Below are 13747 nucleotides of genomic sequence, written 5' to 3'. Positions count from 1 at the left end.
GGCGGAATTTCACCCGTCCGGCCCGCGCCGTCACCGCCGCCCGCACCCCGCCCGCACCCCCGCCCGGGCTCACTCGCAGGCGACGCCGTCTCCGTCGCGGTCCAGGTGCGAGCCGTAGCCGGGGTCTCCCGAGCGGATGGGGGCGGCGCCGGCGGCCCGGACGGCCGTGCAGTTGGCGTAGTACGTGGAGCCGCCGCCCGAGCCGGACGACCCGTCGCTGTCGCCGCTGTCGTTGTCGTCGGCGGCGGGTGCGACCGTCACCCTGACCGTCTTCGTCCTGGTGACGGTGGGCGCCGGCTCCGGGTCGGCCGTCACCGTCTCGGTCACCGCCGGTTCGGGGGTGGTCGTCGGTGTGGCGGTCACCGTCGTCGTCGGTCCCGCCTTCGCGTCCGCCGCGTTCTCCGTCCCCGCCGTGTCGTCCGCCGATCCGATGCCCAGTACCAGTCCCAGGAAGAAGAGCACCGCCAGCAGAGGCAGCAGCACCCGCTTCCGTGTCCACCTCGGACGGCCGGGCGCCGGGGCGGGCGGCCCGACGTAAGGGGCGGGGCCGGGTCCGGAAGGTGGCTGATAACTCATGTGTCCCCCAAGGGCCGCTTCGTGAGGGGATGACCGTAGCGGCGTGACTTGCCCCCTTGTAGGACCCTCTCTCCGGTTGTGTCGAAACTGTGATGAACGCGTGGATACATGGTGGATGAACCGGTCCCGGGGGCCAACACGCCGATGCCCGGCCCCCTCTCAGGGGCCGGGCATCGTTCTGAAAAGCGCGCGTTACGACGGGAGTTGGGCCTCGATCGCCGCGACGACCTCAGGGGCCTCCGGCTCCGTACGGGGACGGATACGGCCCACGACCTCGCCGTCCGGGGAGATCAGGAACTTCTCGAAGTTCCACTGCACGTCACCCGCCTCGCCGGCCGCGTCCGCCCGCTCGGTCAGCGCCGCGTACAGCGGGTGCCGGTTCTCGCCGTTGACCTCGGACTTCTCCAGCAGCGGGAAGCTCACCCCGTACGTCGTCGAGCAGAACGTCTCGATCTCCTCGGCGCTGCCCGGCTCCTGGCCCGCGAACTGGTTGCAGGGCACCCCCACGACCGTGAGACCACGCTCGCCGTACGTCTGCTGGAGCCGCTCCAGGCCCTCGTACTGCGGAGTGAGACCGCACTTCGACGCCACATTCACCACCAGCACCGCCCGGCCCTTGTACGCGGCCAGCGAGGTCGGCTTACCGCTGAGGGTGCGCAGCGGGATGTCGTACACAGTCATCAAGGTCTCCTCGGAGCAGTCGGTCCCGGTCGTCCGGACCATTGTCGCCTCTCACCCGCGGAGCTTACGGAACAGCCCCTCCTGGACGACCGATACCAGGAGGCGGCCCGAGCGGTCGTAGATACGGCCCCGGGCCAGCCCCCGTCCACCGGTCGCGATCGGCGACTCCTGGTCGTACAGGAACCACTCGTCCGCCCGGAACGGCCGGTGAAACCACATGGCGTGGTCCAGGGACGCCATGTCGTACCCGCGCGGCCCCCACAGCGGCTCCACCGGGATACGCACCGCGTCCAGCAGGGTCATGTCGCTCGCGTACGTCAGCGCGCACGTGTGCACCAGCGGGTCGTCGCCCAGCGGGCCCACCGCCCGCATCCACACCGCGCTGCGCGGATCCGCGTCCTCGATCTCCTCCGCCGTCCAGCGCAGCCTGTCCGCGTAGCGGATGTCGAACGGCTGACGGCGCGCCATCCGTTCGAACGCGTCGGGCAGCCCGCCCAGATGCTCCCGGACCTCGTCCGCCACCGTCGGCAGCGACTCCGGGTCCGGGAAGTCCAGCCGGGGCGGCAGCTGGTGCTCGAAGCCGCCCTCCTCCGGGAGGTGGAAGGACGCCGTCAGATTGAAGATCGTCCGCCCCTCCTGCACCGCCGTGACCCGGCGCGTCGTGAACGACCGCCCGTCCCGGACCCGCTCCACCTGATAGACGATCGGCACCCCGGGCCGGCCGGGGCGCAGGAAGTAGGCGTGCAGCGAGTTGACCGGACGCTCACCTTCCGTGGTACGCCCGGCCGCCACCAGGGCCTGGCCCGCCACCTGGCCGCCGAAGACCCGTTGCAGCGACTCGTCCGGGCTGCGCCCACGGAAGATGTTGACCTCGATCCGTTCCAGATCGAGCAGGTCGACCAGCCGCTCGGCGGGATTCGTCATCGTTCTCGTTCTCCACGGTTTCGACGTACCGCCGGACTCAGGCGGCGGACAGCTGGCCCACGGAGGTGACCCGGACCACGGCCCGGCCCTCCTCGTCGGAGGCGGCGAGATCGACCTCCGCGCTGATGCCCCAGTCATGGTCGCCGTTCGGATCGGCGAACGACTGCCGGACCCGCCACAGGCCGTGGGCCGGATCCTCCTCGATGCCGAGCAGTTTCGGGCCCCGGGCGTCGGGACCGGTGCCCAGCTCCTCGTACTCGTCCCAGTAGCCGTCCATCGCGTCGCCCCAGGCGTCCGCGTCCCAGCCCGACTCGGCGTCCAGCTCGCCCAGCTCGTCCACCTTGTCCAGCGCCGCCAGCTCCACCCTGCGGAACATCGCGTTGCGCACCAGCACCCGGAAGGCACGCCCGTTCGCGGTGACCGGCTTGACCTGGTCGGCCTTCTCCCGCGCCTCCTCGGCCGTCTCCTCCTCCGGGTTGGCCAACTGCTCCCACTCGTCGAGGAGACTGGAGTCGACCTGACGCACCATCTCACCGAGCCAGGCGATCAGATCCTCCAGGTCCTCCGACTTGAGATCGTCGGGGATGGTGTGCTCGAACGCCTTGTACGCGCTCGCGAGATACCGCAGCACGATGCCCTCGGTGCGCGCCAGTTCGTAGTGGGACGTGAACTCCGTGAAGGTCATGGCCCGTTCGTACATGTCACGGATGACGGACTTCGGCGACACCGGATGGTCGCCGACCCACGGGTGGCTGGTGCGGTAGACCTCGTACGCGTGCCAGAGCAGCTCTTCGAGCGGCTTCGGATACGTGAACTCCTGGAGCCGCTCCATCCGTTCCTCGTACTCGACACCGTCGGCCTTCATCTGCCCGATCGCCTCGCCCCGCGCCTTGTTCTGCTGGGCGGCGAGGATCTGGCGGGGATCGTCCAGCGTCGACTCGACGACGGAGACCATGTCCAGCGCGTACGAGGGGGAATCAGGGTCCAGCAGATCGAACGCCGCCAGCGCGAACGTCGACAGCGGCTGGTTGAGCGCGAAGTTCTGCTGGAGGTCGACGGTGAGCCGGATGATGCGGCCCTCCGCGTCCGGGGTCTCCAGCCGCTCCACCACGCCACCGTCCAGCAGCGAGCGGTAGATCGCGATCGCGCGCCTGATGTGCCGCAACTGCTGCTTGCGCGGCTCGTGGTTGTCCTCCAGCAGCCGGCGCATCGCCTCGAACGCGTTGCCCGGCCGCGCGATCACCGACAGCAGCATGGTGTGCGTGACCCGGAAGCGGGAGGTCAGCGGCTCCGGATCGGAGGTGATGAGCTTGTCGAACGTGGTCTCCGACCAGGCGACGAAGCCTTCCGGGGCCTTCTTGCGGACCACCTTGCGGCGCTTCTTCGGATCGTCGCCCGCCTTGGCGAGCGCCTTCTCGTTCTCCACGACATGCTCGGGAGCCTGCGCGACGACGAAGCCCGCCGTGTCGAATCCGGCCCGGCCCGCCCGGCCCGCGATCTGGTGGAACTCACGGGCGCGCAGCGTGCGTACGCGGGTGCCGTCGTACTTGGTGAGGGCCGTGAACAGCACCGTGCGGATAGGGACGTTGACGCCGACGCCGAGCGTGTCCGTACCGCAGATCACCTTCAACAGACCGGCCTGCGCGAGCTTCTCGACCAGTCGGCGGTACTTCGGGAGCATCCCGGCGTGGTGCACCCCGATACCGTGGCGTACGTAACGGGAGAGATTGCGGCCGAACTTGGTGGTGAAACGGAAGTTGCCGATCAGATCGGCGATCCGGTCCTTCTCCTCCCGCGTCGACATGTTGATGCTCATCAGCGACTGCGCGCGCTCGACGGCCGCCGCCTGGGTGAAGTGCACGATGTACACCGGCGCCTGACGGGTCTCCAGCAGTTCCGTCAGCGTCTCGGTGATCGGGGTGAGGCGGTACTCGTAGCTCAGCGGCACCGGGCGGGTCGCCGAGCGGACCACGGAGGTGGGCCGGCCCGTGCGGCGCGTCAGGTCCTCCTCGAACCGCGACACGTCGCCGAGCGTCGCGGACATCAGGATGAACTGCGCCTGCGGCAGTTCCAGGAGCGGGATCTGCCAGGCCCAGCCCCGGTCCGGCTCCGCGTAGAAGTGGAACTCGTCCATCACGACCTGGCCGATGTCGGCGTGCCTGCCGTCGCGCAGCGCGATCGAGGCGAGCACCTCCGCCGTACAGCAGATGACCGGCGCGTCGGCGTTCACGGACGCGTCGCCGGTGAGCATGCCGACGTTCTCGGTACCGAAGAGCTTGCAGAGATCGAAGAACTTCTCCGACACCAGCGCCTTGATCGGGGCGGTGTAGAAGGTGACCTTGTCCTCGGCCAGCGCCGTGAAGTGCGCACCCGCCGCGATCAGGCTCTTTCCGGAGCCTGTGGGGGTGGAGACGATCACGTTGGCCCCGGAGACCACCTCGATCAGCGCCTCCTCCTGAGCCGGATAGAGCGTGATGCCCTGGCCCTCGGCCCATGAGGAGAAGGCCTCGAAGAGGGCATCGGGGTCGGCATCCGGCGGCAGCTGATCAATAAGGGTCACGCCCCCATCTTGCCTGCCTTCGGTCCCGATGCGGGAACCGGACGACCCACGGAAGATCACTACCGGTACGCTGCCCTGTCAACTGGGCCTTGCCGCAACGTCGGTGGGCCCATCGCACGTATCACCACAGCGACGACGGGGCGGGGATCGATCATGCGGGGACGATCATGATGGGGCCGGCGCACTCGCTGTCCGGCGCGGCCGCCTGGCTGGGGGTGGGAGCCGCCGCGGCGGCGGCCGACCGCACCATGCCCTGGCCGGTGCTCGTCGCCGGCGCGCTGATCTGTGCGGGGGCGGCGCTCGCCCCCGACCTGGACCACAAGTCCGCGACGATCTCACGGGCCTTCGGACCGGTGTCCAAGGCGATGTGCGGCATCGTCGACAAGATGTCCTTCGCCGTCTACAAAGCGACAAAGAAACCGGCCGACGCCCGCAGGACCGGCGGCCACCGCACCCTCACCCACACCTGGCTCTGGGCCGTCGCGATCGGCGGCGGCGCCTCCGCGATCGCGATACTCGGCGGACGCTGGGCCGTGCTCGCGCTGCTCTTCATCCATATGGTGCTCGCCGTCGAGGGACTGCTCTGGCGGGCGGCGCGGGTCTCCAGCGACGTACTCGTGTGGCTGCTCGGCGCGACGAGCGCGTGGATCCTGGCCGGAGTGCTGGACAAGCCCGGCAACGGTTCGGACTGGCTCTTCACCGGCCCCGGCCAGGAGTACCTCTGGCTCGGGCTGCCGATAGTCCTGGGCGCGCTGGTCCACGACATCGGCGACGCGCTGACGGTCTCGGGCTGCCCGATCCTCTGGCCGATCCCGGTGGGCCGCAAACGCTGGTACCCGATCGGCCCACCGAAGGCGCTCCGCTTCCGGGCGGGCAGCTGGGTCGAGCTGAAGGTGCTGATGCCCCTGTTCATGCTGCTGGGCGGGGTGGGCGGCGCGGCGGCGCTGAACGTGATCTGAGGGGCGGCGTCGCGCAGGGGTGTGGGCGCCGGTCCATGACGGTCCGGCGGCGCGTGCGCGCCCGGGCGGACACCTTCTGGCGCCCGCCCGGACACCACTTCCCGCTTTCGGACGCGGGACTGCCGCAGGATCAGGAGCCGTAGCGCAGGGAGATCGTGTCGCCCAGGTTGATCACCGTCCCGCGGCTCGCCGCCGCGGCCGCCGCGCCGTCGACACTCGCCCTCCAGGTCGCACCGCCCGTGTTGGTCCTGCCGTTGACGCCGGTGATCACGCCGGTACCACTCCCGGGAGTGACGGAGGTGACGCAGCCGGACGGGGTGGCCGCGGTGGTCGCCGCGTCCAGGACCGCCCCGAGGGTGGTGGTGGACGCGGTCGGGGTGAACGCCACCGAACAGACCTTCAGCGACGTCCCGTCGTCCACGGTCAGGGCGAGCTCGGTCGCCGTGCCCGGGGTGAATCCGGAGGCCGCCACCCAGCGCGGGGCACCCGCCGTGGTCGGGGCGGGCGGGGCCGCGACGAAGCCGCCGCCGGCCACGGCGCGCAGGGCGTCGACCGAGGCGTACGCGGAGGGGCCGGTGTCGCCGGGGAGGTATCTGAAGCCGCCGGCCGGGTTGAACTGCTGGGCGATCAGGAAGTCCACGGGCGTCTTGCCGGCCGTGGTGAGGAAGTCACCGGTCTGCGGGTTGATGCCGCAGGCGTTGAGGCCGGAGACGGCCCAGCCGTTGGAGTTGGTGTTGGCGCCGAACATGGCGTCGAAGGCGCCGGTGGTTCTGATGAGTTTCGACTTGAGGAAGGCCTTCGCCTCGGTGATGGCGGGGTCGGTGGCCGGGACGCCGGACATGCAGAGTGCGGCCATGGCGGCGCCGGTCATGTCGATGTCGCCGTCGGCGGCGAGCTTGGCCGGGTCGCCCTCGGCCTTGGCGAAGGTCCAGCCGCCGTCGTCGTGCTGATTGGCGCGGACCGTGGTGACGGACCTGTTCAGGAGCGCCTGCGGTACGCGCTGGACACCGGTCTGCGTCTTGGCGCCGGCGAGGGCGATGAGTGCGAAGACGGTGCCGTTGAAGTTGGCGGACGCCCCCCAGTAGCCCGGCTCGGAGTTCTGCCAGTACGCGTAGGTGTCGGCGATCAGATTGCGGCTCGCGGAGACCCGGGCGGGGTCGACACCGGCGGAGTAGGCGTTGATGATGCCGCGCTCGTAGTCGGTGACGACCGGGGAGGTGCCGGGCCAGGAGGCGTTGGCGAGGTGGGCACGGTAGACGGTACGGGCGTTCCTGCTCGTGTCGCCGCCCGGTGCGACGTCGACGGCCGCCGTCCCGGCGGCGGCGAACGCGGAGAAAGCCCATTCGTTGGAGAGTCCGGCGCCCGCGTACGAACCGTCGGCGCCTTGCAGTGAGCGCAGATAGCCCACACCGTTCGTCTTGGACGTGGCTATCTGCGCGGGGGTCGACGTGGCGAGTGCGGGCAGCGCGGTCAGGGCGAGTGCGGTGAACGCGGCGGGTACGGCGATCAGGGCGGGCCGGGCGACGGTGCGCCGGGTGACGCCCCGGCGGGACGAGCTGACGCGCGAGGCGCGGGGTCGCGAGGCGCGGGGTGAGGTCATGTCGGTACTCCCGGGGAGAGAGGGGCGGCGGCCTCACGCCCCTCCGGCCGTACCCGTACGCGAGAATCCGTGTACGAGAGCCCGCCCGACGACACGCGGCCGTCGCCCGAGCGCGTGGGTCGACGTCCTGTGGAACAGGCCGGTCGGGCATTCGGGCTCGGACCTCTCCGGGGCTCCGAGCCCCCGGGTCCACACCGCTGCGCGTCAGCTCCGGACTCCCACCGGATTCCCCCAACTCGGCAGCACGGGACGCTAGTCGAAAACCGCGCGCCGCGCACTCCCTTGTCGCCGGATTCGCATCTGTGCTCTAATTCGTCCGCATCTCTGCTCAGTTCCCAGGGGAAGCCGGTCTAAGTCCGGCGCTGACCCGCAACCGTAGGCCCGTCAGGCACTCATGTGCCCGGTGGGCAAGCCGGATTACCTGGTTCTGAGCTCAAGTGAACGACGCCGTCGCGGACTACGGCGTGGTACGGCCGGCACCGCCGGGGACGTCGCTCGACGACTCCACCGGGCCGCCGGTCGCGTCACGTGGACCCCCGTAACGGCCGACGCCAGGGGGCCGCCGTGGAGCACGGAGACGTATCCGGACGAAGAGCGCGCGGTGTGCGCCCGCGAGCGGGCGCGCTGCTGTGCTCCGTCCTCATGGCTGTCGCCGGCGGGGTCTTCCTGCTCGGCCCCGCGTCCCCGGCCGCGGCCGACCCCATCGAGACGTGCACCCCCACCAAGGGCGCGGTCGTCGCGGTGGACTTCGGCGACTGGGGCGGTGGGATCGTCCGGGGCTGCGACGCGAGTCCGACCACGGGATACGACCTCCTGCACGAGGCCGGGTTCAGCACCGAGGGCACCGAGCACGACGGCCCCGCGTTCATCTGTCGCCTGGGCCACGCCGAGTTCGACTCCGGCGCCGGGTACCCGACTCCGGCGGAGGAGGCGTGCGAGCTCACCCCGCCCGCCACCGCGTACTGGTCCTACTGGCTCGCCCCGGCGGGCCAGGACTTCTGGACGTACAGCCCGCTCGGCGCGATGAGCAACAGGCCGAAGGACGGATCCGTGGAGGCATGGGTCTTCGGCCCCACCGATGTGGGCGGAACCGGCGGGGGCCCCACGTTCACACCCGCGCAGGTGCGAGCCGGGGGCCAGGGCGAACCCGGAGAGGACCCGCCGGACGTCGAGCCCGGTGAGGTCGATCTCCGCAGGCTGGACGGCTATCTGAAGAGCAGGCTCACCGACGGCGACCACGTACGCGACGAGGGTGCTCAGACCCCGAACCTCTACCAGTCCGCGCAGACCGCGCTCTCCCTCGCCGCCATCGGCGAGGAGAACGCGACGGTCGACAGAATGCGCGCCAAACTGGCCGGCCACACCGAGGAGTTCGCGTACCCGAACGGCGCCGACCGGCCGGTGTCCGCCACCGGAGCGGCACTTCTCTCCCTGCTCGCGTCGGGCACCGGCGGCGACCCGCGCGGCGTGGGCGGGCACGACGTGGCCGGGGACCTGGCCAAGGCGGTGTGCGAGAGGGGTGGCACACCGGGCTGCAAGGGCAAGGGCGACTTCCACGACGTCGGCGATGTCGAGACGCAGGCGATCGCCCTGCTGGCGCTGGACCGGGCGGGTGTCACCGTGCCCACGGCGGCTGTCGGCCGGCTCGCCGCCCACCAGTGCAAGGACGGCGGGTTCTCCCCGACGCTGGTGGGCGAAGGCACCGTGTGCGCGGGCAGTGACCCCGCCACCACTCCGTACGCGACGATCGCACTGCGGCAGGCGGGCGGACATGACGACGCGGTCGCCGAGGCGCACCGGACCCTGCGCCGGGCCCAGCTGCCCACCGGCGCCTTCGCCGCCTACCCGGGCGTGACCACCGGCGATGTCAACGCGACGGCCAAGTCCGAGCAGGCGCTGCGACTGCTCGGCGACACCGGGCGCGCCGACGCCGCCGTCTCCTGGCTGTCACGCCAGCAGACCGGGTCGGGCGGCTTCGGCTTCGACGAGGGCGCCACGGAGCCGGAGATCTTCCCCACCTGGGCCGCCGCCTTCTCCGCCGCGCGCACCAGCCTCGCCACGCTCGGCGTGGAGCTGCCGGATCCCGGCCCGGGCGACCCTCCGACGGGCGAGCCCCCGCCGCCGACGGACGGCCCGAAGCCGCCGTGGGCCCCGGGCGAGGGCCCGGATCTGGACAAGGGCGCCGCGTACCTCACGGACGGCGCCCGTCTGAAGCAGGGTCACTACTACGAGAACGTCGCCGGCACCGGTTTCGCCGACTTCGGTCTCACCATCGACGCCGCCTACGCCCTGGCCGCGACAGGCAACGACAACGACGCGCTGCGCGGCATCGTCGACTTCCTCGACACCGAGGGCGAGGACGGCTCCGAGCCCGGCCGGACCGTGGGCGACTGGACCGGTGTCGGTACGTCGCACGCGGGGGGCGGCTCGATCGGCAAGCTGGCGGTGCTCGCCCAGGCCACCGGCCGTGACCCGCGCGACTTCGCGGGCGCCGACCTGATCGCGGCACTGGACGAGGCGGTGTGCGAGGCCCCGTCAGGGGCCCCGGACCGCAGCTGCCCGGCCAGGGGCGCCTACCGGTACGGCCCCTCCGTTTTCTCGCAGTCTCTCGCGGTGATCGCCCAACTGCGCGCCGGAGAGGCCGGGTCGGCCGCCGGGCCGGTCGCGTATCTGAAGAGTCTCCAGCACCCGTCGGGCGCATGGCCGAGTCTGATTCCGTCGACCGGCGACTCCGAGGTGGACTCGACGGCGATCGCCGCGATGGCCCTCGACCTGGCCGAGGACACGACGTCCGCGCAGGCCGTAGACAAGGCCCTCGCCTGGATCGCCGCCAAGCAGCTCCCCGACGGCGGTTTCCCCGGCGCCGCCGGCAACTCCGTCAACTCCGCGGGCCTCGCGATCCAGGGACTCTCCCTGGACGCCGGGAAGTACGCGACCGAGATCAAGAAGGCGCGGAAGTTCCTGGCGAAGCAGCAGAACAAGGACGGCGGCTTCGACGTGGCCGCCGACGGTCAGCCCGGCTCCGACGTACGCGCCTCCACACAGGCGCTCGGCGGTGCGGTGGGCACCTCGTTCGGCACGCTGGAGCGGGACTTGACGGGTACCGCTCCGCGGCCCCCGGGCGAGCCGGCCCCCGGCCCCTCGGACACCCCCACGGTGCCGGAGATCGTGACCACCGGCGGCGAGGAGGCGGGCTCGGGTTCAGGGGCCGGCGCGCTGGCCTCCACCGGTACGCGGGTGGGGACACTGGCCGCCGTGGCCGGGGCGTTGACCGTGGCGGGCTGGTCCATCCTCGTCACCCGCCGCCGGACGACCGCCACCGGGAGGGAGCGATGAGCGCCCGGGTGGCCCGTACGATCGTCCGCCTGCTGACGGCGCTCGCCCTCACCGCGGGCGCGCTCGCCACCACGGCCGGACCCGCCGCCGCGAAGCCGCAGCCGATGGGGCGGTGCACCACCTCGTCCGGCGCCGTACTCGCCGTGGACTTCGGCGACTGGGGCGGGCCGATCCTGCGCTCCTGCGGGACCACGCCGACCACCGGCTACGAGCTGCTCAACCAGGGCGGCTGGCGCACCACCGGCACCGGCCACGACGGTCCGGCCTTCATCTGCCGCATCGGTTACGCCGGGCACCAGGGCGGCAGGCAGTACCCGCCGCCCTCGCAGGAGGACTGCGTTCTCACCCCGCCCGCCTCCGCCTACTGGTCCTATTGGCACGCCGACCCGGGCCGGAACACCTGGACGTACAGCCAGCTCGGCGCGATGCTCTACAAGCCGAGGCCGGGCAGCGTCGACCTGTGGATCTTCGGCGGGACGAACATCGAGGGCACCACCGGCCGGCCGACCGTGACACCGGACCAGCTGCGCGCCCGCAACACCAGGCCCACCGGCGGGGGAGCACCCCAGAACGGCTTCGAGACGGATGCCGCCGAGCCGCCGGCGCCCGGCACCGACACCGGACCCGCGCCCGGGCGCCCGGTGCAGGAGAAGCCCGCGCCGAAGCCGTCACCGTCCCCCACGTCCGCCTCCCCGTCCGCGTCACCGTCGAAGTCCCCGCCTCGGTCCGCCGCCAAGAGCCCCTCGCCGTCCGCCTCCACCCGCGCGGAACCCGGCGCGGTCGCCGCCGCCCCCGAGCCCTCCCGGCAGATCGTCGACGCCGACCCCACTGCCGACGCGCCCCATGACTCCGGCTCGATCGTGCCCACCGTCCTCACGGCGGCGGCGACACTGGCGATCGGCCTCGCCGGCGGGTACGCCGTCCGGCGCCGACGGCGCACGGAGTAACGCGTGCCGCCGTCCACCGTCGTGGTCCGGGCGGCCGGTCCCGCACCGGGGCAGGCCGCCCGCGGCCGTGTGCCCCGCATGCTGCACCCGGTCGCCTGGTGGATCTGGGCCCTCGCCCTCGCCACCGCCGTCAGCCGTACGAACAACCCGCTGCTGCTCTTCCTCGTGCTCGCGGTCCTCGGCTACGTGATCAGCATGCGCCGCACCGAGGCCCCCTGGGCGCGCGGCTTCACGTACTACCTGTATCTGGCGCTGACGGTCGTCGCGATAAGGGTGGTGTTCCGCGCGGTCTTCGCCAGCGGCGTCACACCCCGCGACCACTTCCTCTTCTCCCTGCCGCACATCCCCACCCCCGACTGGTACGCGGGCATCCAGCTCGGCGGCCCCGTCTCCCTGGAGGCCCTGCTGTCGGCGGGCGTGGACGGGCTGCGTCTGGCCTGCATGCTGTGCTGCGTCGGCGCCGCCAACACCCTCGCCAACCCCAAACGCGCCCTGCGCGTCCTGCCCGGGGCCCTGTACGAACTCGGCGTCGCCGTCACCGTGTCCATGAGTGTCGCCCCCCAACTCGTGCAGAGCGTGCAGAGGGTCAACCGCGCCCGACGGCTGCGGGCCGGCCGGACGAAAGGCTTCCGCGTCCTGCGCGGCATCGTCGTACCCGTTCTGGAGGACGCCCTGGAACGCTCCCTGCGTCTCGCGTCCGCCATGGACTCACGCGGCTACGGCCGCGCCGGAAGCGCCACGGAGAACTCGCGGCGGCTCACCGGCGCGCTGATGCTGGCCGGGATGTGCGGGCTGTGCGCGGGGGCGTACGGCCTGCTCGACGCGTCCGCGCCCACCTTCCTCGGTCTCCCGGGGCTCGCGCTCGGGACGGCGCTCTGCCTGGGCGGGCTGCGGCTCGGCGGGCGGCGGGTCACCCGTACCTCCTACCGGCCGGACCCCTGGCGCCTCGCGGAGTGGGCGGTCGCCGGCTGCGGCGTCCTGTCGGCCGTGCTGCTCTTCATCAACGCGGGATTCGACGCCGCCGAACTCAACCCGTCCATCTACCCGTTGAGCTGGCCGACCCTGCCGCCGGTCCCGGCGGCCGCGATCCTGCTCGCCGGCTGCGCGGGGTTCCTCGCACCACCACCGGTACCGCCCGGCGGAGCACGTACGAGTCCGCCGCCGACCGCTCCCGCGCGGGCGCCCGCGACCCCGCCGCGCTCCGAGCCCACCCAGAAAGCCGGCGTCAAGTGATCACTTTCGACCACCTCAGCGTCCAGTACGACGACGCCGACGAGCCGGTCCTCACCGATGTCGACCTCACCGTGGACGAGGGCGAACTCTGCCTGGTCGTCGGCCACACCGGCGTCGGCAAGTCCACTCTCCTCGGTACCGTCAACGGGCTCGTCCCGCACTTCACCGGCGGCACCCTGTACGGCTCCGTGACCGTCGACGGCCGCGACACCGCCACACACCCGCCCCGCGAACTGGCCGATGTCGTCGGCGTGGTGGGCCAGGACCCCCTCGACGGGTTCGTCACCGACAGCGTGGAGGAGGAACTCGCCTACGCCATGGAGCAGTTGGCGGTCCCGCCCGAGACCATGCGCAAGCGCGTGGAGGAGACCCTCGACCTCCTCGGCCTGGCCGACCTGCGCCACCGGGCACCCCACGAACTCTCCGGCGGCCAGCAGCAGCGCGTCGCCATCGGCTCCGTCCTGACCGCCCACCCCCGGATCCTCGTCCTGGACGAGCCCACCTCCGCGCTCGACCCCACCGCCGCCGAGGAGGTCCTCGCGGCGATCACCCGTCTCGTGCACGACCTCGGCGTCACCGTGCTCCTCGCCGAACACCGTATGGAGCGCGTCGTGCAGTACGCGGACCGGGTGCTGTATCTGCCCGGCGACGGCACGGTCGTGACCGGACCACCCGCCGAGGTCTTCCGTACGACGACGATCGCCCCGCCCGTGGTGGAGCTGGGCCGCCACCAGGGATGGTCGCCCCTGCCCCTGTCCGTACGGGACGCGCGCCGCGCCGCCGCCCCTCTGCGGGCACGGCTCGCCGATGTGCCGGTACCCGCCGCCCGGCCCGCGCCACCCGGCGCGGGGGGGGGCGGGGGTGGCGCGCCGGGCCCCGGGGCCGGCCCGCGCCTACGCGGCCTTCGGCTGCTGGGAGATCCGGACCGTGT

General features: G+C 72.1%; 10 protein-coding genes and 2 riboswitches. Of the genes, 5 read left to right on the top strand and 5 right to left on the bottom strand.

Annotated features, from left to right (window positions below; genetic code table 11):
* Nucleotides 1-69: 69 nt before the first annotated feature.
* The 4 genes from ACFWU9_RS24570 to ACFWU9_RS24555 all read right to left on the bottom strand — a co-directional run bounded on the left by ACFWU9_RS24570 (nucleotide 70) and on the right by ACFWU9_RS24555 (nucleotide 4741).
* Nucleotides 70-576 carry an excalibur calcium-binding domain-containing protein gene (locus tag ACFWU9_RS24570; RefSeq protein ID WP_384321869.1) on the bottom strand — a complete coding sequence of 169 codons (507 nt, stop codon included), beginning with the start codon at nucleotides 574-576 and terminating at the stop codon, nucleotides 70-72.
* Nucleotides 577-768: 192 nt separating this feature from the next.
* Nucleotides 769-1257: a glutathione peroxidase gene (locus tag ACFWU9_RS24565; RefSeq protein ID WP_384321867.1), complete on the bottom strand. Its 489-nt coding sequence runs from the start codon at nucleotides 1255-1257 to the stop codon at nucleotides 769-771.
* Between the two features lie 51 nt (nucleotides 1258-1308).
* Nucleotides 1309-2181 carry an acyl-CoA thioesterase gene (locus tag ACFWU9_RS24560; RefSeq protein WP_384321864.1) on the bottom strand — a complete coding sequence of 291 codons (873 nt, stop codon included), beginning with the start codon at nucleotides 2179-2181 and terminating at the stop codon, nucleotides 1309-1311.
* A 37-nt stretch (nucleotides 2182-2218) separates the two neighbouring features.
* On the bottom strand, nucleotides 2219-4741 hold the full coding sequence (locus ACFWU9_RS24555; RefSeq protein ID WP_384321862.1) for a DEAD/DEAH box helicase: 2523 nt from the start codon (nucleotides 4739-4741) through the stop codon (nucleotides 2219-2221).
* A gap of 167 nt (nucleotides 4742-4908) precedes the next feature.
* On the opposite strand from ACFWU9_RS24555, the gene ACFWU9_RS24550 reads away from it, so the two are divergent.
* Nucleotides 4909-5700: a metal-dependent hydrolase gene (locus ACFWU9_RS24550; protein WP_384321861.1), complete on the top strand. Its 792-nt coding sequence runs from the start codon at nucleotides 4909-4911 to the stop codon at nucleotides 5698-5700.
* Nucleotides 5701-5830: 130 nt separating this feature from the next.
* On the opposite strand, the gene ACFWU9_RS24545 is transcribed toward ACFWU9_RS24550, so the two are convergent.
* On the bottom strand, nucleotides 5831-7300 hold the full coding sequence (locus tag ACFWU9_RS24545) for a prenyltransferase/squalene oxidase repeat-containing protein (RefSeq protein WP_384321859.1): 1470 nt from the start codon (nucleotides 7298-7300) through the stop codon (nucleotides 5831-5833).
* A gap of 124 nt (nucleotides 7301-7424) precedes the next feature.
* Nucleotides 7425-7563: riboswitch (cobalamin riboswitch) on the bottom strand.
* Nucleotides 7564-7603: 40 nt separating this feature from the next.
* A riboswitch (cobalamin riboswitch) is annotated at nucleotides 7604-7744 on the top strand.
* A 198-nt stretch (nucleotides 7745-7942) separates the two neighbouring features.
* Here ACFWU9_RS24545 and ACFWU9_RS24540 point away from each other — a divergent pair.
* The 4 genes from ACFWU9_RS24540 to ACFWU9_RS24525 all read left to right on the top strand — a co-directional run.
* Nucleotides 7943-10636 (top strand): prenyltransferase/squalene oxidase repeat-containing protein, encoded by a 2694-nt coding sequence (locus ACFWU9_RS24540; RefSeq protein WP_384321951.1) that lies wholly within the window; start codon nucleotides 7943-7945, stop codon nucleotides 10634-10636.
* Complete coding sequence (locus tag ACFWU9_RS24535; RefSeq protein ID WP_384321857.1) at nucleotides 10633-11583, top strand: hypothetical protein; 951 nt, start codon at nucleotides 10633-10635, stop codon at nucleotides 11581-11583. Before ACFWU9_RS24540 ends, ACFWU9_RS24535 begins: the two co-directional genes overlap by 4 nt.
* Before the next feature lie 78 nt (nucleotides 11584-11661).
* On the top strand, nucleotides 11662-12816 hold the full coding sequence (locus ACFWU9_RS24530; RefSeq protein WP_384321949.1) for an energy-coupling factor transporter transmembrane component T: 1155 nt from the start codon (nucleotides 11662-11664) through the stop codon (nucleotides 12814-12816).
* On the top strand, nucleotides 12813-13747 hold a 935-nt coding region (locus tag ACFWU9_RS24525; RefSeq protein ID WP_384321855.1), incomplete at its 3' end, for an energy-coupling factor ABC transporter ATP-binding protein. The genes ACFWU9_RS24530 and ACFWU9_RS24525, both read left to right, overlap by 4 nt.

It is taken from the genome of Streptomyces sp. NPDC058653 (assembly GCF_042716895.1).
Lineage (GTDB): Bacteria > Actinomycetota > Actinomycetes > Streptomycetales > Streptomycetaceae > Streptomyces.
The sequence above is the reverse complement of the archived record's forward strand: the minus strand, read 5'-3'. Positions and strand labels throughout refer to the sequence as shown.

What these genes read in the sequence shown, in the direction of transcription:
- ACFWU9_RS24570 (WP_384321869.1), bottom strand. Translation starts at nt 576, where the DNA reads ATGAGTTATCAGCCACCTTCCGGACCCGGCCCCGCCCCTTACGTCGGG.
- ACFWU9_RS24545 (WP_384321859.1), bottom strand. Translation starts at nt 7,300, where the DNA reads ATGACCTCACCCCGCGCCTCGCGACCCCGCGCCTCGCGCGTCAGCTCG.
- ACFWU9_RS24535 (WP_384321857.1), top strand. Translation starts at nt 10,633, where the DNA reads ATGAGCGCCCGGGTGGCCCGTACGATCGTCCGCCTGCTGACGGCGCTC.
- ACFWU9_RS24540 (WP_384321951.1), top strand. Translation starts at nt 7,943, where the DNA reads ATGGCTGTCGCCGGCGGGGTCTTCCTGCTCGGCCCCGCGTCCCCGGCC.
- ACFWU9_RS24565 (WP_384321867.1), bottom strand. Translation starts at nt 1,257, where the DNA reads ATGACTGTGTACGACATCCCGCTGCGCACCCTCAGCGGTAAGCCGACC.
- ACFWU9_RS24560 (WP_384321864.1), bottom strand. Translation starts at nt 2,181, where the DNA reads ATGACGAATCCCGCCGAGCGGCTGGTCGACCTGCTCGATCTGGAACGG.
- ACFWU9_RS24530 (WP_384321949.1), top strand. Translation starts at nt 11,662, where the DNA reads ATGCTGCACCCGGTCGCCTGGTGGATCTGGGCCCTCGCCCTCGCCACC.
- ACFWU9_RS24550 (WP_384321861.1), top strand. Translation starts at nt 4,909, where the DNA reads ATGATGGGGCCGGCGCACTCGCTGTCCGGCGCGGCCGCCTGGCTGGGG.